Origin of the sequence: Gordonia mangrovi (assembly GCF_024734075.1) — a bacterium.
GTDB lineage: Bacteria > Actinomycetota > Actinomycetes > Mycobacteriales > Mycobacteriaceae > Gordonia > Gordonia mangrovi.
The window spans coordinates 2,853,630-2,876,896 of sequence record NZ_CP102850.1; the positions used below are offsets into that span (position 1 = coordinate 2,853,630).

General features: G+C 68.0%; 16 protein-coding genes. 9 read left to right on the top strand and 7 right to left on the bottom strand.

What is annotated here, in order from left to right; translation table 11 throughout:
- Positions 1-97: 97 nt before the first annotated feature.
- The 3 genes from NWF22_RS12920 to NWF22_RS12930 all read right to left on the bottom strand — a co-directional run bounded on the left by NWF22_RS12920 (position 98) and on the right by NWF22_RS12930 (position 1,460).
- The gene (locus NWF22_RS12920) at positions 98-298 is read right to left on the bottom strand and encodes a DUF2613 domain-containing protein (protein WP_160902062.1); all 201 of its coding nucleotides are present in this window, start codon (positions 296-298) and stop codon (positions 98-100) included.
- A gap of 82 nt (positions 299-380) precedes the next feature.
- Positions 381-860 carry a hypothetical protein gene (locus NWF22_RS12925; protein ID WP_160902063.1) on the bottom strand — a complete coding sequence of 160 codons (480 nt, stop codon included), beginning with the start codon at positions 858-860 and terminating at the stop codon, positions 381-383.
- 30 nt (positions 861-890) lie between these two features.
- A complete protein-coding gene (locus NWF22_RS12930; RefSeq protein ID WP_160902064.1) occupies positions 891-1,460 on the bottom strand; it encodes a universal stress protein in 570 nt (189 codons plus the stop codon).
- 29 nt (positions 1,461-1,489) lie between these two features.
- On the opposite strand from NWF22_RS12930, the gene NWF22_RS12935 reads away from it, so the two are divergent.
- Positions 1,490-2,692 carry a glycoside hydrolase family 3 N-terminal domain-containing protein gene (locus tag NWF22_RS12935; RefSeq protein ID WP_202398477.1) on the top strand — a complete coding sequence of 401 codons (1,203 nt, stop codon included), beginning with the start codon at positions 1,490-1,492 and terminating at the stop codon, positions 2,690-2,692.
- Positions 2,686-3,237 (top strand): hypothetical protein, encoded by a 552-nt coding sequence (locus NWF22_RS12940; protein WP_160902065.1) that lies wholly within the window; start codon positions 2,686-2,688, stop codon positions 3,235-3,237. The genes NWF22_RS12935 and NWF22_RS12940 overlap by 7 nt, the downstream gene beginning before the upstream one ends.
- 22 nt (positions 3,238-3,259) lie before the next feature.
- On the opposite strand, the gene NWF22_RS12945 is transcribed toward NWF22_RS12940, so the two are convergent.
- The 4 genes from NWF22_RS12945 to NWF22_RS12960 all read right to left on the bottom strand — a co-directional run bounded on the left by NWF22_RS12945 (position 3,260) and on the right by NWF22_RS12960 (position 12,256).
- Positions 3,260-5,200: an HNH endonuclease signature motif containing protein gene (locus tag NWF22_RS12945; protein ID WP_160902066.1), complete on the bottom strand. Its 1,941-nt coding sequence runs from the start codon at positions 5,198-5,200 to the stop codon at positions 3,260-3,262.
- A gap of 537 nt (positions 5,201-5,737) precedes the next feature.
- Entirely contained in the window at positions 5,738-7,219 is a 1,482-nt protein-coding gene (locus NWF22_RS12950; RefSeq protein ID WP_160902067.1) for a dynamin family protein, read from the bottom strand.
- Positions 7,219-9,048, bottom strand: coding sequence for a dynamin family protein (locus tag NWF22_RS12955; protein ID WP_160902068.1), 1,830 nt, complete (start codon positions 9,046-9,048; stop codon positions 7,219-7,221). The genes NWF22_RS12950 and NWF22_RS12955 overlap by 1 nt, the downstream gene beginning before the upstream one ends.
- A gap of 52 nt (positions 9,049-9,100) precedes the next feature.
- Positions 9,101-12,256, bottom strand: coding sequence for an IniB N-terminal domain-containing protein (locus NWF22_RS12960; RefSeq protein WP_160902069.1), 3,156 nt, complete (start codon positions 12,254-12,256; stop codon positions 9,101-9,103).
- Between the two features lie 279 nt (positions 12,257-12,535).
- Here NWF22_RS12960 and NWF22_RS12975 point away from each other — a divergent pair, with 279 nt between their 5' ends.
- From NWF22_RS12975 to mcrC, 7 genes are all read left to right on the top strand, one after another.
- The gene (locus tag NWF22_RS12975) at positions 12,536-14,287 is read left to right on the top strand and encodes an Hsp70 family protein (RefSeq protein WP_160902070.1); all 1,752 of its coding nucleotides are present in this window, start codon (positions 12,536-12,538) and stop codon (positions 14,285-14,287) included.
- A gap of 5 nt (positions 14,288-14,292) precedes the next feature.
- Positions 14,293-16,464: a helix-turn-helix transcriptional regulator gene (locus NWF22_RS24495; protein ID WP_160902071.1), complete on the top strand. Its 2,172-nt coding sequence runs from the start codon at positions 14,293-14,295 to the stop codon at positions 16,462-16,464.
- Positions 16,465-16,532: 68 nt separating this feature from the next.
- On the top strand, positions 16,533-17,147 hold the full coding sequence (locus NWF22_RS12985) for a TetR/AcrR family transcriptional regulator (RefSeq protein WP_160902072.1): 615 nt from the start codon (positions 16,533-16,535) through the stop codon (positions 17,145-17,147).
- A gap of 275 nt (positions 17,148-17,422) precedes the next feature.
- Positions 17,423-19,024: a type I restriction-modification system subunit M gene (locus NWF22_RS12990; protein ID WP_160902073.1), complete on the top strand. Its 1,602-nt coding sequence runs from the start codon at positions 17,423-17,425 to the stop codon at positions 19,022-19,024.
- The gene (locus NWF22_RS12995) at positions 19,021-20,184 is read left to right on the top strand and encodes a restriction endonuclease subunit S (protein WP_202398478.1); all 1,164 of its coding nucleotides are present in this window, start codon (positions 19,021-19,023) and stop codon (positions 20,182-20,184) included. The genes NWF22_RS12990 and NWF22_RS12995 overlap by 4 nt, the downstream gene beginning before the upstream one ends.
- Positions 20,181-22,001, top strand: a complete 1,821-nt coding sequence (locus NWF22_RS13000; protein WP_160902074.1) for an AAA family ATPase — start codon at positions 20,181-20,183, stop codon at positions 21,999-22,001. The genes NWF22_RS12995 and NWF22_RS13000 overlap by 4 nt, the downstream gene beginning before the upstream one ends.
- A complete protein-coding gene (gene mcrC / locus NWF22_RS13005; protein ID WP_160902075.1) occupies positions 21,998-23,098 on the top strand; it encodes a 5-methylcytosine-specific restriction endonuclease system specificity protein McrC in 1,101 nt (366 codons plus the stop codon). Before NWF22_RS13000 ends, mcrC begins: the two co-directional genes overlap by 4 nt.
- Positions 23,099-23,267 lie beyond the last annotated feature (169 nt).

The window sequence follows — 23,267 nt, forward strand, 5'->3', positions numbered from 1 at the left end:
GCGGGAGAGCGTGACGTCGTGCGCGGTCGAGGAGTGCTGGGGCGTGGGGGAGTGCGGTGCTGTTGGCGTGATCGGCGTCAGGGAGGGCCGCCCGAAGTCAGTTGTCGGACCCGGAATCGCCGCGCGAGCCGTAGTCGACCGAGCCCTGCACGAACCCGTTGTTCGGGTTGATGCTGTTCACGTCCGTCGACGGGCTCGTCTCGGTGGACAGGAAACCGCCGAGGAAGACCGCCCCGAGACCCACCACGATGCCGGCGACCCCGGCCACGGCGCCGGCGACGAGACGGTTGTTGGTCATGGCGACGAAACTACCATCGACCGGTGATGACGATGGTCAGCACGGTGAAGAGGGCTCGTGGCGCAACCGGGTTCGGCCGTGATCAGCGGACCACGATCGTGCCACTGCACGAGATCGCCGGGATCGACCACAGGGCGTTGCTGTTCGTGGCGCCGAGGGTGATGGCGACGTTGCCACGGCCGATGGCCGCGGTGTCGATGACGAAGTTGTGCACACCCTGGTAAGGCGGACTGATGTGGGTGGTCGACCGCAGGACACCGTGCTTGCCGGTGCGGAGGTTGTGCCAGTCCAGGCGCGCATCGGACCGGTAGCCGACGCCGATCCAGTAGCTGGTGAAGTCGACGGCGATGTAGGTCTTGCCGGCGTACTGCGCCACGATGGCGCGGTTCGGGAGGAACGGGATGTCGACGATGTTGGGGCTCAGGCCGATGCACTGGGTGAGTCGGTGCTCGGTGGCGGCTGCGGCGTCGGCGGCGGTTGCCGTCGCGAGTCCCAGCGTGCCGGCTGCGGCGATGGCGACGGCCACGACGACGGAGGCGAAGCGGGAACGTGTGCGTGCCATGCTGGTTGATCGTCGAGAGTGTGTTGCGGGTTACAGCGTGACCGGCGGCTGTTTGTCGCATTGGGCCGGGACGATGAACACCGGGCGGTGGCAGTGTTTGAGGACGCGTTCGGCGACGCTCGAATGCAGCAGCGCCTTCAACCCGGACGAGCCGCGGGTGCCGGTGACCAGGAGGTCGACGGCGAGGGCGTCGGCGGCGGCGACCAGTGCACCCCAGACCGTCGACTCGACCTCGACCAGGGAGCCGCGCGCGGACAGTCCCGCCTCGACGGCGAGGTCGACGCCCCGGCGGTTGATGTTCTGGGCCTCGTGCTCGAGCGCTTCGTCGACGCCGGCCTCGAGTCTGGTGTCGATGAACGGCTGCATACCGCCGGACAACGTCGACAACCGCGCCGGCGAGAGTTCGCCCGGCTGCCAGGCCGTCACGACGTAGGCGGTCTGCGCGCGCAGGAAACGGCCGGCGTAGCGGATGGCGCGGTCGGCGTTGTCGGAGCCGTCGTAGGCGATCATGAGGGTCTGGCGGGCACTGCGGTCCAGACCACCGGCACCCGGGGCGGACTGGGCGGTGGTGGGTTCGTTCGGGCCGGACCCCACGTCCATTGCCCCAGGTTACATGCCAGACTCGTCGCATGGGCTCATCTACCCGAGGTTCCGGTGCGCGTGGCGTGGTGTCGATGATCGTGGTCGCGGCGGTGGCCGTGGTGAGCGTCGGCTGCACGAGCAGCGAACCGTCGGACCCGACGAGCAGCGTGACGTCGGTGGCCGGCACCGCGGCGTCGTCGCCGAGCTCGTCGGCGGTCACGCCGTCTCCGGTGGCCGCGTGTGGTTCGGCTCAGTTGGACGAGATGACGTTGCGGCAGAAGCTCGCTCAGCTTGTCGTGGTGGGGGTGACCGGCGCCGCGGATGCGCAGGCGATTGTGGATTCCGAGCAGATCGGTGGGATCTTCGTCGGCAGCTGGACGGACAAGTCGATCCTGACCAGTGGGGCCGCTGCGCGCATTTCGCAGAGCAGTCCGATCCCGTTGATGGTCACGGTGGATCAGGAGGGCGGCCGTGTCTCGCGGCTGTCGGGGCTGGGTATCGACAGCCCGTCCGCGCGGGTGCTCGCGCAGACGCGGACACCGGCGCAGGTACGGGACCTGGCCGCTTCGACGGGACGTCAGCTGCGCGAGCTGGGTGTCACGGTCGACTTCGCGCCGGTCGTCGATGTGAGCGACGAGGCCGACGGAGAGGTCATCGGGGACCGATCGTTCAGCAATGATCCGGCGGTGGTGACCGAGTATGCGCAGGCCTATGCGGAAGGGTTGGCATCGGCCGGAATCACCCCGGTGTTCAAGCATTTTCCGGGTCACGGGCATGGCTCGGGTGACTCGCATCTGGGGGTGGTGGTGACGCCGCCGTTGTCGACGCTGGAGAACAGTGATCTGGTGCCGTACCGGACGCTGCTGCAGGATCCGGGCCCGGCGGCGGTGATGATGGGGCATCTGATCGTGCCCGGCCTGACCGGCCCGGAGACGCCGTCCAGCATCAGCCCGCGCGCCTACGGCATGTTGCGGACCGGAAAGCCCTACGGCGGACCGGCGTACAACGGTGTGGTGTTCACCGACGATCTCTCGGGTATGGCGGCGATCAGTGCGCGCTACCCGATCGAGCAGGCGGCGCCGATGGCGATCCGCGCGGGAGCGGATGTCGCATTGTGGCTTTCGACCGATCGGGTGCCTGCAGTGCTCGATACGCTCGAACAGCAGGTCGCCTCCAACCGGCTGACCGAACAGCGTGTCGATCGGTCGGTGGTGCGGGTCCTGCGGTCCAAGGGTGTGCTGACGTGCTGAACGAGCCGTCTGACGGTTCGGCGGGACACGACCCGCCGCCACGACCTCGGGTGCAGATCACGCCGATGCGGGTTGACGATCCCGTGCGTGGCCGCGGGACCCTGGTTGCGGTCGGTCTGTGGGCGGCGGCGATCGTGCTGATCGCCGCGACTTCGGTGTTGGTGGCGCTGCACTTGGACGAGATCCGGGTGGTGTTGTCGCTCGATCTGGCGCGGGAGGAGCCGGGAGCGACGGCCGACGAGGTGGTGCGAGCGGTGAACATCGCATTCGGCGTGGGTGCGGTGCTGGTCGGTGTCGTCGTGGTGGCGGCGACCTACGGATGCACTCGGCTGTGGCAGGGCGCAGGTTCGGGGCGCGGGTGGCTGGTGGTTGCGCTGATTGCGGCGGTGGCGGCGACTGTCGGTGAAGCGATCGTCGTGGGGCCGTCGTCGGCCGCTGTGGTCGAGGCGGGACTGCCTGTGGTGTTCCAGTGGCCGGTGCCGGCCGCGGGGGCTGCGATCGGAGCTGTAGCGACAGTGATCGCCTACGTCAGCGCGGATACGTGAGTCGGCGCCGGACAAACCGTCGTCATCTGGGGTAGGTGACGATGGTTTGTCCGGTGCGGGTGTTGCGCCAGGTGATGGTGCGGTCGGTGTGCATGGTGGGGAGCCACGGGCCGTCGTGTTTGCGGTCGTGGTCGGGTCGGCATAGGGGTGCGAGGTTGAAGGCCACGGTCCAGCCGCCGGCCAGCGGGTCGGCGTGGAGGAATTTGTGCAGGTGGTCGAGTTCGCACTCTTCGGAGGGTCGGCCGCAGTAGGGGTAGCGGCAGCGTCGGTCGAGTTGGATGATTTCGGCGCGTAAGGCTGCTGAGGGTGCGTAGGTCAGTGCCCCGGGTGGTGGGGTGGCGAAGCCGCCGTGCCCGGTGGGGTCGATCGGTGGTGCCGGTGTCCGGTTGCCGAAGATGGTCAGGCCGCTGGCGGTGCGGGTTTCGCTCGGTGGGGCGGTGATGGTGGTGGCGTGGGGTGCCAGGCGTGCGGCGTGGGCAGGATCGATCGCCCCGTAACCCATCAGGCGGGTCGGATCGAGGCCGGTGGGGTCGTGCAGCAGGGTCAGGCCGGGGACGACGAGGCCGGAATCGGACTGGAAGTCTGTGTCTGTGTCCGGGTCGGTGTCGGCGGTGGCCTCGGCTACCTCGGCGTCTGTGGTGGCGTCGGCTAGTTCGTTATCGGTGGTGAGTTCGACTTCTGCGGCCGTGGCGACTTCAGTGTCTGCGTCGTCCGCGTCGGCGTCGTGGGTCGCTTCCGTATCGGCCCCGTCGGTGTCGTGCTCGGCGCGAGGTGCGGTGATGAAGTCTCGTCGGGATTCCGCGGTGGGCGCGATGTCTGAGTCGATGTGACGGTGATCGTCGATGTCGGCGAGGGTGATCGGCTGTTCTTCGGCCGCGTCGGGTCCACCCATTGCGGGTTCGTCGGTGGCGTCGACGGGTGCAGTGGAGTCGCCGCCCGTGCTGGTGTCGACCGACGAGTCGCGGACACTGCTGTCACCCACACTCGGGGTGGTGGCGGGCGTCGGGTTGTTGGTGCGGGTTTGCGTGGCGGGGCAGGTGTCGTCGCCGCAGTGGCAGCGCAGTGTCGCGCCGGGAGCCTTGATGATCTCGGCGAACGCGGCGACGCGTTGGGCTTTGATGCTGCGGCCGTCGCGGCGGCACACTCGCCGACCGATGAGTGCGCTGATCCGCTCGCGTAGGTGCACGCCGTGTTCGGCGGGGATGCAGGCGTCGACGGTCATGTGTCCGAACGCTTCGGCACCGATTTTCACATCGCCGAATAGGTCGGCGATGTCGTCGTGGGCTTCGACGGCCCGGTCGGGGTCCAGGGTGATGATGATGGCGTCGAGATCGGCTTGCAGCGCGGTGTCGGTGGTCGGGCGGCTGGCCAGGTCGAGCACGACATCGTCGAAATCCCACGGCTCATCGTCGGTGGGATCGGTCTCGGCCGCACCATCACCGGCGTCATCGGCGCCGTCACCGTCGGTGCCGGCATCGTCGGTGTCGAAGTCGAGGGTGAGGTCCTCGTCGGTGTCGTCGGTGTCGGTGGTGTCGGTGAGTTCGGCGAGTCGGGCTCGGAGGTCGCCGGTGGGGCCGGTGGCGGCGGCGCGGATGGCCACGCCCAGGCGGTGGGGGCTCAGGTCGCCGGCGCGGAAGGCGTCACGGATCTTGGGGTGTTCGTCGAGGAGTTCGTCGAGGTGGACCCATTCGCCGGCTTTGGTTCGGGCGATGCCCAGTTGCAGCGAGATTTCGCCTTTGGCGGCTTTGTCGGCGGCGTTGCGGATTCGGTTCGGGGCGTAGTCGTTGTATCCGGTGAGGCGCTCGTTGTAGGTGGATTGACCGATTTGGCGGGCGATCTGCATGGCGATGGCTTGGGCTTGGTTGCTCAGCCGGAGGGCGTCGCGGCCGTATTGGGCCAACTCGTCGAGGCTGCTGGTGGCCAGCAGGGCGTCGTCGGCGGCACGGTCGGTGAAGGTGAACACGACACGCTCCTTTCCGGCGACGACAGTGAGATCGGGATCGGGTTTGGTTGGTGGGGAATCGAACTGCTGTCAGAGTATCGGGTGGGTCCGACAGTTTCGGTGGGCTGCAGGTGGGGTGTGGATTGACTGGTCGTTGAGCTGTTGGGTTCAGGATATCGGTGGGGTGTGACAATTCCGTTCGGGGTGACATAGCCTGCGAGGCAGAGCTTGTGGTGAGTCTGTCTCGGGTGGTGGTGGTCTCGATACGACCTCGGCAAGCGCCTCGGTCTACTCGACCACCAGAGGGGAGTGTTCGCGGGTTTGGTTGGTGGGGAATCGGACTGCTGTCAGAGTATCGGGTGGGTCCGACAGTTTTGGTGGGCTGTGGATGGACTTGCTTGGTGAAGTGTTGGGTTCAGGATATCGCTGGGGTGTGGCAACTTTGGGCGGCGAGTGTGGTTGGGGTGGTGACCCTTCGTGACGTTTCCTCGCAAGCTCGGTCGCTCCTCGGCCCCGGATTCTGGGGCGACGCTCTTCGCGAGGGCGGAACTTCGGCACTTAGCTCACGTGAGCGGAGTGCGCATCAACTTGCGCGACAACACCTTCTGCGCTTCGCGCGGCGGTGGTGCAGGCGGCGGCGGCTTCGGCGGGCAGCAGTGGGTGGCGGGCGAGTGTGCGCCACGACTGCGCGGCATCCACAGCAGCGGCACGGATTTCCGGGACGGACGCGTCCGGATGCAGACGCAGTCGGGAGGCGGGGTCGACGCCGTGGCCGCCGATCAGGTGGCTCAGCTGCTCGGTCTGATCGGCTGCGAAGGGTAGACCACCGGAGCGAAGCGTGTTGAGCAGACGCAGTTCGCGGAACCCGTGGACGTCGGCGAGCGCCCGCCGCACGGACTCACGCACTTCTGCGGCGGCTGCACTCCCGTTGTGCGACAGCACATGGTCGAGGGTCACCAGCACCGAGTGCGCCTTGAGCTGATCGGCTCGCTGGCCGAACTGGATGTCGATGACGTCACTGAGTTCGGCCAGGCCGCTGCGGTTGATCATCTCGGTGGCGAGCTGTGCCGACGTGGTGACACCGAAGCGGATCAGGGTCACTCCCAGCCGTATCCCGAACACCCCGAATCGCTCGGCGAGCGCTCGCCGAGCCGCGGCGTCGATGTGGGGGAGCAGGTCGGGTCGCTGGAAGCGGTCGACGCTGAGCAGTGCCGTCTCCAGGTCGGCCGGCGCGACCGCCGCCAGATCCATCAAGGTGCGGAACTCCACCTCGCGCATCGTGCGTGCGCCCAGCGCCAACAGCCCGGCCACCGGAACGACCGCCTGGCACAAGCCGGTCCGCGACAACTCGGTCGCGAACCGACCGGCGATCTGTTCGGCCGAGATCATCGCGTCCATCCGGCCCGCGCCGAGTTCGTCCGCGCGGGAGACCACGCCGATCACGCCGAGTGGCCCAGAACCGCCGCCGATGGATGTGGCGATGCGACGCAACATGTCGGTGTCGGTGGCCGACAGCGAACGCATCAGGTAGACAACCGCATCGACGCCGGATTGACCGTCCTCGGGGGTGATCAGCGAGAGCGTGGACGCCGACAACTCCGTGGACAGCGATGCCGTGCCCGGGGTGTCGACGATGGTGCGGGTGTGCAGGGCGCGCGATGGCCACTCGACGTCGAGATGGTCGACGTCGTCGGCGGTCAACGTGCCGAAGTCGAAACCGAGGTGGCCGGTCGTTCGGGTGACCGGGATCGAGACCGATTGTCCATCGACGGTGCGCGCGGCCACCGATGCCACCTGACCGCGGCGGTACCAGGTGACCACGCGAGTGCACTCGGTGGCGTCCGTCGGCGCGATATCCTGTCCGACAAGGGCGTTGAGCAGGGTCGACTTGCCCGCCTTCAACGACCCGGCGAGCGCGATCCGCACGGGCTCGTCGAGGCGCTGGGCGCACCGATCAACCGCATCGATGGCCGCGCGATCGCCGGCGACCGCCTCGCGGGCCGCCGTGATGAACTCGGCGGCCTGATCGACATCGGTCATTATGCCGTCACCGCGAGAGACTCCAGACGGTCCGCGGCACGGCGCAGCGCGGCAACGTCTTTCAGAGATGATTCCACTGCGGCAGCCCGTTCCGTGCGTTGCGTGTCGGCCAGCGCCGCAGCGGACTGGGCGGCGCTGAGCGACTCGGCGATCGAGCGTGACGTCTGCTCGGCGACGGTGGTGAAGTGATCACGCAGCACCCGTTGGATCACCCGCAGACGATCGCGTGATTCCTTGCCGACCTGGAAACTGACGTCGTCGGTGAACGCCCGCACCGCGTTCTTGGCCTTGGCCCGCCGTTCGACGATGCGCGCCTCCTTGTCGTCGCGGTAGGCCTTGCTGCCCAACAACACCCCGGCACCGACGGACACCGGGTTGATCAGCGCCATCCCCATCATCGTGGAGATGAGGCCGAACATCAGCACGCCGCCATACGAGCCGCGCATCCCCACCAGCAGCTTCTGGCTCAGTCCGGTTTTCTGGGCGTCGAGGGCGGCCAGTTCGGCCACCGAATCGAATACCCCGTCCAGGTCGGCGATGTCGATCGCGGGCAGCGATTCGTCGCCGGATTCGGCGAAGTGTGCGGCCACCCGCTGCGCGAGCCACACCGATCGTTCGTGTGCCCAGACGAAATTGTCGCCGACCACGGCCGCGGTTTGCTCGGCCAACCACTCGGCGAACCGATCCCAGTCGGTGCCCGGGTCGCCGTCGTCGATGGCCCGCTCGGCTTCCCGGGTCACCGCGCGGAGTCGGTCCCGTAGGTCGTGGTCGATGTCGGCGGCCAAATCTCCGATCCCGTCGGCGAGGGTCTGCTGCCACTGTGCGGTGCGGCGGCGCATGCTCTCCGCGTACTCTTTGGCCTCCTGCAGACCGGTCACCGCGCGCCGGGCGGTATACGGATCGCGCAGGCCCGTCAGCTCGCTGCCGTAGGTCAATGCCAAATGCTCGGACACCACCCGCAGGTCATTGGCGACGGTTTCGCGAGTCAGCTTCTGCGCGTTGGCGACCACACTGCCACGCAGATAGCGGTACAGGTCGACGAACCCGGCCTCGGTGTTGAGCTGCTCGTCCTGCAGGCGCAATGCGTGAATCCGCAACGCCGACGACACCGGCAGTACCGGGATCTCGATGTCGGCGGTGCGTAGGTGCGCGCGGTCGGCATCGGCGATCACCCGCCACTGAGGGTAGAGGTCCGTCTTGGAGAGCAGACACGCCACGGTCGGGCACAGCTCGGTGACCTGCCGCAGAAAGCGCATCTCCGGTGCGGTGAACTCCTGGCTGGCATCGGACACGAACAGCACCGCGTCGGCGGTGGCCACCATGCCCAGGGTCGTTGCCGCATAGGGGTGTCCGTGACCGCCGACACCCGGTGTGTCGACCACGACGAGTCCGTCGGCAAGCAACGGCCCCGGTGCGTCGACCTCCAGCCGCGCCACCTCCCGCCCCGCGGCGAGATCGGTGGCCGGGGTGATGGCGGTGATCTGCTCGAGTGGCACCGGTACCCGGTCTTCGGCCGCGCCGCCGACGACGAGGTGCGCAATCGGCTGCGCGGCATGGCCGATCACGGTGGGCACCGCCGTCGTCTCGTCGTCACCGACCGAGCAGACCTCCAGGTTCAGCAGCGCATTGACGAACTGGCTCTTGCCCTGCTTGAGCTGACCGACGACGACGATCCGCAGCCGTGGATCGGTCAATCGTGTTCGCGCCCCCGCCAACCGGGTGACCAGGTCGCCGCGGCCGGCCTCCTCGGCGATGCCGACCATGCGGTCGAGCAAGTCGGGGAGGGCGCCCGCGGCAGCGTTACCCGGAGCGGGAGATCTGTCGGTCATGGTGCCTTCACGGTATCGGTGGCAGACGGGTCGTGGCGATCGCGTTGTGCGGTCAGTTTCCGAGCAGACCGTCGTGACCGGCCGGATCGGTGTGGGTGGCGCCGGTCTCGGCGTCGCCGGACAACCCACCCGTCAGGCCGCTCGTCAGTCCACCGCCGAGTCCGCCCGACAGGTCCGAGGTCAACCCGGATGCGGTGTCGACGGTCCCGGACAGGGCGCCTCCGGACGAGTCAGTCAGCGAGCCCTCGGCTCCTGCACCACCGGTTGCCTCGCCCCCACCGGACGCCTCCGCCCCACCGGATGCAGAGCCGTCCACAGCAGAATCGGCTGATCCTCCCGCGCCGCCGCTCAGCGCCGCAGTCGGGCCACTGAGTGCCGCCTCCAGACCGCCGCCGACACTGCTCTCCACCCCGCCGGTCACCTGACCCGCGGTATCGGTGACGCCGCCGACGTCGAGCCCGCCACCGGTGGAACCGTCCGGCAGATCGAGGCCGCCCTGCAAACCCAGGCCGTCGGTCAGGCCGGCGCCGCCGGCGAGGGCACCATCGAGTTCACCGCCGCCCGATGCCGAACCGGCTCCATCGCCGGACAGACCCAGGTCGACCCCGGCGCCCTGCACGGTCTGGTCGACCGTGCCGGCAGCCGAGCCGGTCAGGTCCACGCCACCGCCCACAACCGAGCCGGTGTCGAGACCGAGGCCATCGTCGAGGCCCAGCCCGCTGGTGAGTCCGAGTCCGCTGTCCAGGCCGCCGGTGAGGGCGCCCGTGACGCCGGAGTCGCCGGTCAGCGACAGATCGTCGCCGAGGAGTCCGGTCGATGCCAGCGAACCGCCGACCGAGAGCGGTCCGGTCGCCGACAACCCGGTGTCGGTGAGCGCGAGGGTCGGGTTGGCGATCGCGTCGACCTCGCCGGTCACCAGGCTGCCGAGCCCGCCGACGGAGTGCAGGCTCGAGTCGAGGGTGGCGGTGATGCCGTCGGCGGCCGAGGCGTCCAGAGCCAGAGCGGTACCCAACGTCGAGGTGACCGCGGTGGTGAGGTCGGTGCCGGCGTCGAGTTGCCCGGTCAGCTCGGAGCCCAGATCGCCCGAGTACGCCGCGCCGAGCACCGCACCCAGCGAACCGCCGAGACCTGCGCCGATCTCGCCGCCGGCGCCGAGCGCCGTCGACAGCGCGCCGCCGAGTTCGGCCGTTGTGCCGGTGAAGACCTCGCCACCCAACGCGCCGGTCAGTGAGCCGCCGAGCGCGGCGTCCAGTGAGCTGCCGAGGGACGTGACCAGCGCGCCGTCGACGCCGAGCGAAGTGCCCAGATCGGCCGCCAGCAGCTGTCCGAGGCTGACCCCGGATGCGGCCGACAGCAGACCGTCGACGCCGACGGCGCCGTCCAACATGCCGCCCAGCGAGGTGCCCAACGCAGCGGCGACCTCGCCGCCGGCCCCGCCGACCGCCGCCAGCCCCGCCGACAGATCGCCGGTGAGGCCACCGTCGAGCAGACCCGTCAGGACCGCGCCGAGTACGCCGCCGGCGCCGAGCGCGCCCGCCAGCGCGCCGCCGAGGTCGGCGCCCGCCTCGCCGCCGGCACCCAGCGCCCCGGACAGCACGGTCGACAGCGAGGTGTCGAGGCCGGCGCCCGCGTTGAGGAGCCCGTCGAGTGCGGCACCCGCGGACAGTCCGTCGAGTTCCAGGCCGCCGTCGAGTGCGATACCCAACGCCCCGCCGAGCGCGGCACCGAGGTCGGCGGCGACATCGCCGCCCGCGGCCAGCGTCGACGACAGCGCCGCGCCGATCGTCCCCTCAAGATCGCCGCCCGCGGCGATCACCGACTCCAGGCCTGCGCCGAGCGCGGCGTCGAGGGCAGCCGACAACCCGGCTTCGGCTCCGCCGCCGACACCGAGCACGGCGGCGACGGCACCACCCATCACCGCACCGAGGCCTGCGCCGCCCGTCAACGCGATCCCGCCGACGGCCGCAGCGCTCGCCGACAGCACCGCGGTGACCGCAGCACCGAGTTCGGCGGCGACCGCACCACCGGCGCCGAGTCCGGCGGCCAGACCGCCGCTCAGGGTGGCGCCGAGTTCCCCGGACAGGGCGCTGATGGCCTGGGCGTCGAGCAGTCCGCTCAGCGCGGCCTCCACCCCTCCGGCCGCGGCCAGGGTCCCGGCGAATGCGGCCGAGAGTTCGGAGGCCAGCGCAGCATCGAGGCCCAGCGCACCGGACAGCACCGCGGAGACCGCCCCGCCGGCGCCGAGTCCCGCCGACAACGCGGTCGCCAGCTCGGCACCCAGGCCGGCGCCCGCGCCGATCCCGGCGCCCACCAGGCCGCCGAGGGTCGCGCCGAATGCGCCGGCGGCCGCACCGCCGAGTTCCAGACCGGCGCTCAACGCCCCGGAGAGTCCGCCACTCACGGCACCCGCCAGACCGCCGCCCGCCTCGAGCGCGGCATCCAGTGCGGTGGCGAACTGGCCGACGAGTGCGCCCTCGGCCCCCAGCGCCGCCGACAGCGCCGCGGCAGCCTGCCCGCCGATACCCGCGGCCGCCGACATCCCGCCGGCCAGCATGGTGTCCAGCGCAGCGCCGATGGTGCCGCCGAACTGTGCGGCCACCGCACCGCCTGCGGCCAGTCCGGCCGACAGGGTGGCCCCCAGCATCACCGCGAGTTGCCCGGCCAGGTCGAGGTCACCGAAGGCCATACCACCCAGATCGAGATCGCTCACCTGGAAACCCGACAGGTCCACCGAACCCAGGCCGATGCCGCCGAGCGCCGACCCGAAATCGATGTCGCCGATCGTGAATCCCCCGAGGCCGACATCACCCAGCCCGAAGCCACCGAGATCGAACCCACCCACCGAGCCGCCGCCGACGCCCACGTCGCCGGTACCCACACCGCCCAGTCCGATCCCGCCCAGGCCCACACCGCCGACGGAGCCACCGCCGATGCCCACCCCTCCGAGGGCGCCGCCGGCAGCTCCGCCGCCACCGAGGACACCGCCGCCGATCGCCACGCCGGCGCCGGTGATCGCGCCGATCCCGGCACCCGCCGACACCAGCCCGGCGTCGGCGATGAGCGGGGTGGCGGCCGAGATGTCGGCCGGGGTCACCCCGTGCAGGCCGGCGGCGTCCAGGGAGGCCTGCGGATTGCGGCAGTACGCGGCAATCGACTCGTCGTCGCGCAGCAGGCCCAGAATGAAGTCGAGTACGGCGTTGGTGGCCATCTGGATCGTCCCCTCGTCGGACGAGACCGAGGTGGTCTCGTGTCTGAGTCGACGGTATGGACCCGCTCACCCATGCCGCATCGGGGAAAATCCCGGGTTCTGCGGGATGCCCGGGGCACCCCCGGGGTTTTGTCCCCATCTTGTGCGGAGAGCTAACGAAAGGCCTTCGGGGCACGACACACTCAGCAAGCGCACCGCGGGAGACCAGGGCCATCGCCGGCGACAGGTGATGTCGGAACTGTCGACTCCGAACCGGGTGCGAGGACAGGAGTGTGGGTGATGACCCTCGGAATCGGCGTCAAGATCGGCGCCGACACGTGCGTGGCGACGGTGGCGTCCGACGCCGCATGGGAAGCGACGATCATGCGTGACACCGCTCGACTCGTCGGACGCGATGACTTCCTCGACCGTGTCGGTGACCCGGTCGCGCTCGTCGACGCCGACGGCGCCCCGATCGCTGCCGCGGACCTCTTCGCCGACGCGGTCGAAGCCCTGGTGCAGGCGGTCGCCGACGAGATCGGCAATGTGTCGTCGGCGCGGCTGGGTATCGCCCATCCAGACGGCTGGACTGCCGAAGCCCTCGACGCGGCGCGCAGAACTGTCGCCGACCGCGCCGGACTGGCGGGACTGGATGCCGTGTGGCAGCCCACCGCCGTGGCCGCAGTCGCTGCCGCCGAGCACGCGCACGGGTCGTTCGCCGACGATTCGCTGGTCGTCTGCCACGACCTCGGCGCCTCCGCGGTGACGGTGTCGGTGGTGCGGGTTGGCGACGAACCGGAGCTGGTCGGTCGGTCGCTCACGTCGTCGGCGGTCAGTGGCCGCGAGTTCGACCGGCTGCTGCTCGCCGACGTCCTCGACGTCACCGGTGCCGGCGCCGCACTGGGTACCGCGGCCGAGTCGACACTTGCCGACCCGTCCGTCCTCGACGATCTGGACCGACTGCGCGCGGACTGTCGCGCGGCCAAGGAAGCGCTGTCGGTGGACACCGACACCGTCGTCGACGTCGCGGTCGGATCGGTCCGCACCGAGGCCCGGCTGGTGCGCGAGGACGTCGAGAACCTCCTGCGCGCCCCGATCCTGGAGTCGGCCGCACTGATCCGCGAGGCGCTCATCGCCGCCGACGTCGAGTCGACCGAGGTGACCGCGATCGTCGCCACCGGTGGCGGCGCCGCGATCCCGCTGGTGGCCGAATTGCTCTCCACCGCGGTGCGGGTCCCGGTGGTCGTCGATCCCGACCCGGTCAGCGCACCCGCGGCGGGCGCGGCCTTGCTGCTCTCGCGTGGGTCGGCCGCAGCGACCGCCGTTCTGCCCGCGGCCGCGGCCACCCCGACCGCGGTGCAGCCGGCCGAACCGCCCCTGCGCGGCATCATCCCGGCGCCGGCACTGCCGGTCGGCGAACCCGAACCGCGGCTCAGTCGTCGCCGACGCGGGACACTCGTCGCCGTCGGCACGGCGGCCCTGGCCGTGATCACCGCGACCGGGCTGTCCGTCGGCACCGGCCTCGTGGGGAATTCGGACCCCGCGACACCCGCTCCGGCCGGCGCCGCCGTCACCGAGGCCCCGGCGAGCCGCACATCATCGGGCACCGGGACGAACACCACCCCGCAACCACGGGTCGAACAACTCGAGAGTCGTAGCGGTGTGGCGGGTGCGACGACAACCGCACCCGGGACCACGGCAGCCGAACAGACCGGCACGCCGCCCGCGCCCGGAACCCAGGCGCCGGGCACCCAGGCGCCGGGCACCCAGGCGCCGGGCTCCCAAGCGCCGGGTACCCAAGCCCCCGGAACGCCGGCCCCCGGAAGCCAGAACCCCGGCACGCCGCCCCCGGGAACCAGCTCACCCGGCACCACCCAGAACCCCGACCCGAATCCGCCGGCGACCACCCCGCCGGCCGAATTCCCCGATGACTCGGGCACCGGTGGCGGTGGTTCGGGCGGTGGTGGCCTGACCCGGCTACCGGGCGAGATCGTCGGCGGTGCCGGGGACACGGTCTGCGGTGTGACCGACCTGGTGTGTCTGGGCGGGTAGCGCCGATGTCGCTGGAGATCGCCGAGCCGGCACATCGGCGGCCCGTGGCCGGTGACTGGATCGACGACGTCGTCCAACGGCTCGGCAGCGGTACGGGTGACTGCGCGCTCATCGTCGGCCCACCGGGCACCGGTCGATCACGGCTGCTCGCGGTGGTCGAGAAGGCCCTGCGCGACGCGGGTGTGCCCGTCGTGGTGGGACCGGCCGGCGCGTCGGCGGGCCGCGACCGGCGCCCCGTGGTGATCGCCGACGACCTGCACAGCTGGCCGGCCGATGTGGTGGCCGAGCTCGCCGCGCACCTTGAGCACGGACAGGCCGCGCTCGTCGGCGCGACCGAGAGGCGTCGGCGCGACCCGGGTGTCGCCGCCCTCATCGCGCGGGCCCGGCGCAACGGTCTCGAGCTCGAGCGGCACCCGACGTCGACCGGCGAGGTGATCGACCGGGCGGCCCAGATGGGTGTGTCGCTGACCCCGACCGAGGCGTCCCACATCCGCCGCCGATGCGCCGGTGCCGGCGCGCTGATCGACGTCGCGCTCGAGGCGGTGTGCGGCGAGGACATCGAAGACCCGGATTCGCTGTCCGAGCTCGACCCGGTGGCCATCGCGACCCGGATCGCCCGCGACTGGCATCACCAGTTGTTGCGCGACCTCGACGACGACACCCTCGACGTCCTCGCGATGGCTGCCGCCGGCGGCGGACTCGACCCGCATTCGGTGTCGACGATCCTCGATCTCGACCCGTCGGCCGCGGTGGTCGCGGTCGACCGTGCCCGCGGCACCGGTCTCCTCAGCGCGTGCGACCGGATGTTGCCCGAACTGATCGACACGCTGCGCGACGTCGTCGGCGAGATCCGCCTCGGCGTGCTGCGGCGCCGGACCGCGCGGGCCTCGCTGGACGCCGGCACCCTCACCACCGACGACGCGATCCGAGCGGTGGAGGCCGGCCTCACCGGTGCGGCCATCGTCGACACACTGTGTGACGCCGCGGCCGGCGCGCCGCCCGAACGTGCGGCAGCATTGCTGGCCACCGCCGAACGCGGTGGCGGAGCCCGGGAAATTCTGCGTCCGCGTCGGGCGCGTCTGGTCCTCGACTCCGGCGACGTCGTCGGCGCCGCCGCGCTACTCGACGAGGTTCTGCAGTCCGGGCACGCACCCGGCCCGGCCATCGCCGAGACCGTCGCCGTGGCCGCCGAGGTCGCCACCGCCGCCGGGCGTCCCGCGCACGCCGCCGAGCTGTTCGGTTGGCTGGGCGCCGACCATGTCGGCGGGCATCGCGCGGCCGCGGTGTGTGCGCTGCTCGCCGTCGGCGACCGGTCGGGGGCGCAGGCCTTCCGCGCCGCCGGGACCGGACCACCGTCGACGCTGCGGCACGCCGAGGACGCCGTGATCGGCTATCTGCTCGATGCCGGTGACGGCGACAGCTCCTGCGACGCGGTCGTCGCGGCGTGGTCGGCCGTCGGGGACGCCGTCGCACTCAGACCCTGTGCGTGGCCGGTGTTCGCGCTGGCCGTGCACCGCGGGGAGCTCGACGGGGCACGAGCTCTCGCTGACATGGTCGACGCACTTGCGCCGGCCGACCGCGCCGTCCTGCGGTCCTGGGTGTCGGCGCTGTCCGGCGGCATCGACACCGAGATGGTGCACCTCGACCAGCTGCCGCCGACGATTCGCCTGCGGGCACTGGTCGCCGGACTCGCCGCTGCCCGTCGGGCCGACGATCGTGCCGCGCTGGCGGCCCGGTGGCAGCAAGTGGCGCCGGTGGTGTCGATGATGCAGGTGACGCTGCACGACCTGCTCGTCGTCGGCGAGTGCCGGCAGGGCGCCGCCCTCCTCGACGATGCGGACCGGCTGCACCGCCAGTGTGCGGCGGTCGATGATCTGCTGGGCGCGCTGGGCTCCGGAACGGCGTGGCATCGTGCCTGGCAGTCGAGCGACGCATCCGCGCCCGCGGCACCGGCGCAGGCGCCGCCGGCGGACCCCGTCGTCGACGGTCCGCTCACCGATCGCGAAGCCGAAGTTGCGCGCGAGCTGCTGGCGGGATACACCTACCGGGAGATCGGTGAGCGTCTGTTCATCTCGGCGAAGACCGTCGAGCATCATGTCGCCAACATCCGGAGGCGGCTCGACGCGGGTTCCCGCTCGGAACTCTTGGCCGCAATTCGCGAGGTCGGCTACCGCTGAACTTACCCCCGGGTAAGATGGTCCGAACGCGTTGACGCGCGATCTGGGCTAGCGGTGAAGGAGTGGTGATGGCCGGCGGTACCAAACGGTTGCCCCGTGCGGTGCGGGAACAGCAGATGCTCGACGCCGCGGTCAAGGTGTTCTCCGAGAACGGCTACCGCGAGGCGTCGATGGACTCCATCGCCGCCGAGGCGGAGATCAGCAAGCCGATGCTGTACCTGTATTACGGCTCCAAGGACGAGCTGTTCAGCGCCTGCATCGAGCGCGAGTCCACCCGGTTCATCGAGGCCATGAGCGTCGGCTTCGACCCGTCGCTGCGCCAGCGCGACCAGGCCTACACCGTCGTCAAGGAGTTCCTCCGCTTCGTCGACGAGCACCGGCAGTCGTGGAAGGTGCTCTATCGCGTCGCCGTCGGCACCCAGACGTTCTCGCACTTCGTCTCCGACAGCCGCAAACGCGTCACCGAGATGGTCACCGAACTCATCCGCGCGGGCACCACCGTCGAGGGCGCCCGCGACATCGACTTCGAACTCACCGCCGTCGCCTTGGTGGGTGCCGGTGAGGCCGTCGCCGACCGCATCACCGAAGGCGATGTGGACCTCGAGACCGCCACCGACCTACTCGTCGGCATCACCTGGCGCGGTCTGAAGGGAGTCGGCACCGCCGACGCGGGCCTCGACTGAGCCCTCGGCGTACGCCGAGAGAACCCTGTTTCGCGCCGAGAGAACCCAGAGTTGCGCCGAGAGAACCCAGCCGGGTGGGTCTGCTGGGTTCTCTCGACACGAAACAGGGTTCTCTCGGCCGCTGTGGCGAGACTTTGGTGGGGTATCTCGACCCGCTGGCTGAGGAGCGGCGACGGAGGAGTCGCGTCACGAAGCCCACTGACCCCGGGCGTTGTCGGAAGCCTCCGCTATACAGTTCTGTTCGGGTTCGCCAACAACTGTATGGAGTGCAATCAGTGATCACCGGAGAGCAGAAGAGCAAGGTCGACGCGGTCTGGGACGCGTTCTGGTCGGGTGGCATCGCCAACCCGTTGCAGGTGATGGAGCAGATCACCTACCTGCTGTTCATCCGACGCCTCGACGATGAGCAGACGCGCGCATTGAACCGCGCCAACCTGACCAAGAAGCCAATCCAGGACAACCCGTTTCCGGTCGATCGCGACGAACTCCGCTGGTCGGTGTTCAAGAACTACGCCGCCGACGAGATGTTCGAGACCGTCGACAAGAAAGTCTTCCCGTTCATCCAGACCATGCGTGACGAGGATTCCACCTACGCGCACTTCATGAAGGATGCGCGGCTCGCGATCCCCAACGCGGCGATGCTGGTGAAGGTCGTCGATCTGCTCGACAAGATCGAGATGCAAGACCTCGACACCAAGGGCGACATCTACGAGTACATGCTCGCCAAGATCGCCAGTTCCGGACAGAACGGCCAGTTCCGCACTCCCCGCCACATCATCAAACTGATGGTGGAGATGATGGCCCCGGAAGTGGGGGACACCATCGTCGACCCGGCCTCGGGCACCTGCGGCTTCCTCGTCGCTGCCACCGAATACGTGCGCGAGCACCACGCCGGCGAGGTCAACTCCGGTCCCGGCGCGAAGCACTTTCACCACAACATGTTCCACGGCTTCGACTTCGACAACACCATGCTGCGGATCGGCTCGATGAATATGCTGCTGCATGGCGTCGAGCAGCCCGACATTCGCTATCGGGACTCGTTGGCCGAAGCCAACACCGGTGACGCAGGCGCGTATTCGATGGTGCTGGCCAACCCGCCGTTCGCCGGCAGCCTCGACTATGAGAACACCGCCAAGGATCTACAGCAAATCGTCAAGACCAAGAAAACCGAGCTGCTATTCCTGGCTCTGTTCCTGCGGCTCCTCAAGCCTGGCGGCCGCGCCGCAGTGATCGTGCCCGACGGCGTGCTGTTCGGATCATCCAAGGCGCACAAGGAGCTTCGGCGGATGCTGGTCGACGACCACAAGCTCGACGCCGTGGTCAAACTCCCGTCCGGCGTGTTCAAGCCCTACGCCGGTGTCTCGACCGCGATCCTCTTCTTCACCAAGACGAACTCCGGCGGCACCGACCACGTCTGGTTCTACGACGTCCAGGCCGATGGATACTCGCTCGACGACAAGCGAACCCCACTCCTCGACGCCGCCAAGCTCGGACCGATCCCCGCAATCGCTGCGACCGACCAGCCCGACTCGAGTTCTCTGCTGGCTGAGGGCGGCGGCGAAGGAGCCGCGTATCGAGACCCCCTCACCACAGAAGACCACGCCAAGAACAACCTCCCCGACGTCCTGCGGCGATGGGCCGAACGTGATGGCGCCGAACTGAAACGCGCCCGCACTGAGCAGTCCTTCTGCGTTCCGCGGAACGCGATCGAGGAGCAGGGCTACGACCTGAGCCTCAATCGCTACAAGGAGATCGTCCACGAAGAGGTGGAGCACCGGACACCGGCGGAGATCCTCGACGAGCTAGAGAAAATGGAGTTGGGCATCCAGTCAGGGTTGGCGGAGCTGCGGGAGATGCTGGCTGGGGGTGGGGAGTGAGCTGGCCGCAGGTTGCGTTGGGCGAAGTCGCAGGTGTCGCCGGACCGAAGGCGGGCGAGGCAGGTAGCCGCCTGCCCGTTTACTCCGTCACCAAGCACCGTGGTTTCGTTCGCAGCTCGGACTACTTCAACAAGCAGGTGTTCAGTCGTGATTTGTCGGGCTACAGGACCGTGAAGGCCGGACAGTTCGCCTATGCAACTATTCACTTGGACGAAGGTTCAGTAGGGATCGCACCCGAGGACTCGTTGGTCAGTCCGATGTACACCGTCTTTGAGGTCAACCCGGCCCTCGTCGAACCGCGATATCTGCTTCGGTATTTGAAGTCGGCTAGGGCGCTTGCGGTCTATCCCAGCCTCGGAAGCGGGTCGGCAGAACGGCGGAAAGCCATCCCGTTCAAGCGGCTAGCGTCCCTGAATGTGCCACTCCCTCCCCTCCCCGAACAACGCCGGATCGCAGCCATCCTTGACCACGCCGACGCCCTCCGCGCCAAGCGCCGGGAGACGATCGCGCGGCTCGACGAGCTTAAGCAGTCGATCTTCATCGACATGTTTGGCGATCCATCCGCGAACCCGAGATCGTTGCCTATCGGTTCGATAGGCGAACTTGTCGAGAGCGCCCGGTATGGAACGTCTGAAAAGAGCTCGACCGAGGGCAAGTACCCCGTGCTGAGAATGGGAAATCTCACTGCGAATGGACGTATCGACGTGAGCGATCTGAAGTACATGGACCTTGCAGCCGATCAGCTTGAGCGATACACGGTCAGATCAGGTGACCTGCTGTTCAATCGCACCAACAGCCCCGATCTCGTTGGAAAGACCGCGGTATATCGATCGTCAGACCCTGCAGCCTACGCGGGTTATCTGATCAGGGTGCGCACCAACGACAACGGTGATCCAGAGTACATATCCGGCTATCTCAACTCCCGACATGGGAAGGCTGTACTTCGGAGCATGTGCAAGAGCATCATAGGCATGGCGAACATCAACGCCAGAGAGTTGCAGGGCATCAAGATCCTCAAACCGCCGATTGTCGACCAGCGAGCGTACGCACAGTCAGTTGCCGCGGTGGAAGCCCATCAACGCTCGCTAGAGGATGAGTACGTCGTCCTCAACTCCCTCTTCTCGTCGCTGCAATCCCGCGCATTTCGAGGCGAGTTGTGAGCACCGCCGTACCCCTTGTGCCGCCGTGGCCTAAGTTTGCGCGCCCAGTCCTGGATGTTCTCAGTGATGGGAACGTCTGGAAGACTGCAGATCTCAAACAGGCCGTGATGACCCGTCAAGAACTTACCCAAGAGCAGCTTGCGGAGACGCTGAATTCCGGACAGGGTAAGGCTGACAACCGAATCGGCTGGGCGTTGTCCTTCGTTACTCGTGCCCAAGCCGTCGAGAAGATCAAGAATGGTCAGTCGCGAATCACCGATTTCGGGCGTCAGATGCTTCGCGATCATCCGGTTGAGATCACCGAAGCTGACCTCAAGGCGATTCCCGCATATCAGGAATACAAGCCGAAGAAGCGCTCATCCACCCCTGTTGGTCTTGATGTAGAAGCGCTGCCGTCTCACTGGTTCGTTGGAGCCTTCTTTGCTGACCTCGAGGGTTACGTGGGGCCGATCGGCGATCAAACTGAGCAGTTTGTCAGGGAAGGTCGCTGGTTCAACGGGAACGAGGGCAAGTACCTCGATCATGTCAGGTCGATGAAGTCAGGCGAGAGAATCGCGATCAAGGCCGCGTTCACGCGCATGCACGATCTGCCCTTCGAGACCAAGGGACACCGCGTGTCGGTGATGGCGATCAAAGCCGTTGGGACGATTCGCTATAACCATGGAGATGGCTACAACATCGATGTCGACTGGGAACCTCTGGACTCGGTGAGGGAGTGGTACTTCTACACGAATCAGCAGACGGTGTGGCAGGTCAAGCCAGCCGATTGGAAGTCAAAGGCACTCATAGCTTTTGCATTTGACGGTGAAGACCAAGACTATGACGAGTTCCGCAACACGGGTGCGTGGGCCGAGAGGTTTGGCGATGATGCCCCAGTGGTGCTTGACGAGGGTGACGACGAGACGCTCGAGGAAGAACTTCCGTCGACCCCGACCTACGGAATCGCCGACATCATCGCTGACGGCTGTTTCATCCCATCCTCGACGCTTGCTGGCTACCTCGAAGCTCTTGATCGCAAGAAGAATCTGATCCTCCAAGGGCCACCTGGAACGGGGAAAACTTGGCTTGCCAAACGACTTGGCCGAGCGTTGATCGGTCGTGGTGCGTCTGACGTTCTTCGATCGGTCCAGTTCCATCCGACGATGAGCTACGAGGACTTCGTTCGCGGTTGGCGCCCGAGCGGCGATGGCAGGCTTACCCTCAAAGACGGATTGTTTCTGGAGATCATCAACGACGCGCTCGCAACACCCGGCCGCAAACACGTACTGGTGATCGAGGAGATCAACCGCGGCAATCTCGCGCAGATCTTCGGTGAGCTGCTGACACTCCTGGAGGCCGACAAGCGTGTAGCCACGGAGGCCTTGACCCTCACATATCGAAAGCCAAACGAAGACCCGGTCTTCATCCCCGAGAATCTCTACATCATCGGCACCATGAATCTCGCCGACCGGTCGCTGGCCATCGTCGACTTCGCGCTGCGACGCCGGTTTGCCTTCGCTGATCTGTCGCCGCAGTTCAACGACGCGTGGCGGAACTGGGTGTCGTCCCGAAACCGTGTCGACGCAACCGTTCTCGCCGACCTGGCCACCCGAATCGACGCGCTCAACACGCAGATCGCCGAGTACCGGTCGCTCGGCGCCCAGTACTGCATTGGCCACAGCTTCTTCACGCCGGCCAATGACACGCGGATCGACGATCCGTCTTCGTGGATCCGTGGTGTCGTCGACCAAGAGATTCGGCCGCTCCTGGCCGAGTACTGGTTCGACGACCCGGCGAGAGTGGAGACCGAGACCGCGAAGTTGATCGGCACGCCTTGACAACACCAGGCGTCATCGTCAGCGGCAGCACCGAAATACCTGTACGCAACCTCTGGCTGCTGATGCTGTACGCCTCCACGCTGTTCCAACGCGACGAGCGTCTCCGCACCGGCTCCATCGAAGACAACCCCGATGAGCTGTTCGACCTGGTGTCTGAAATCCTGGTCACCGCCACCGAGCGGCGCCTGCAGCGAAGCCTTGGCCGGCAGTACCGATCTCGATCCGACACGCTCACCCGGGTGCGGGGGCAGATCGATGTCCTTGCCACCGAGTCGAGAATGTTGCTCGCCCAAGGTCGGGTCGCGTGCCGGTTCGACGAGCTCTCGGTCGACAACCTCCGCAACCGAGTGCTGCGGACAGCACTGGTCCTGGCCGCGCGGCATGTCGGCGACCTCACGCTGGAGCGCCGAGCGCGGTCACTGGCCGAGATCCTCACCCAGTACGGAGTGTCCTCTCAACTGGTGACCCAGCGTGAGGCAGCGCAACTCGCGCTGGGTCGGAATGAGCAGGACGATGTCGAAGCGATCGATGCCGCACGCCTGCTGCTGCAGATGACGATTCCGGCGGAGTCGGTGGGTAAGCACTCGACACGAGATCCCGAACGCGAGGCGCAGGCGATCCGCAGGCTCTACGAGGCCGCGGTGCGCGGCTTCTACCGCGCAGTGCTGCCCTCCGAATGGAAGGTCGCCGTTGGCGAGGTGCATCACCACTGGCCGGTCATCGGCGCGAGTAGCGGCCTGATGGCTGTACTGCCGATCATGAAGACGGACACGCTGCTCGAGTCCGCATCGCGGCGCATCATCGTCGAAACCAAATTCGCTGACGCACTCAAACCCAATCAGTATGGCGCCATCAAGCTCTCCCGTGACCACGTCTTTCAGCTCTACGCCTACGTGCAGTCGCAGCATGGCAAAGACGAACTCTCGACAACCGCCGAAGGAGTGCTGCTGTACCCGGTCGTCGGACAGCACCTCGACGAGACCGCGACGATCCAGGGCCACCGCTACCGGTTCATGACGGTCGATCTCGGCGCGAGTGCTTCCTCCATCCGCGACACGCTGCTAAGCGTTCCGCGGAACGCGGGTGCGGTCAGGTGATTGTTGGGCTGTCTCGCTCTCGATCAGAAGTTGTACCTCATCCACGTCTTGGCGTTCGTGACGGAGTCCTGGACCGTGACCCGATGCACCGCCTGCTTCAGCAACGTTCTGCTGTGTAGCAAGAGTTATAGCGGTTTATAGTCCAGCTATAAAATGCTATAAACCTTGA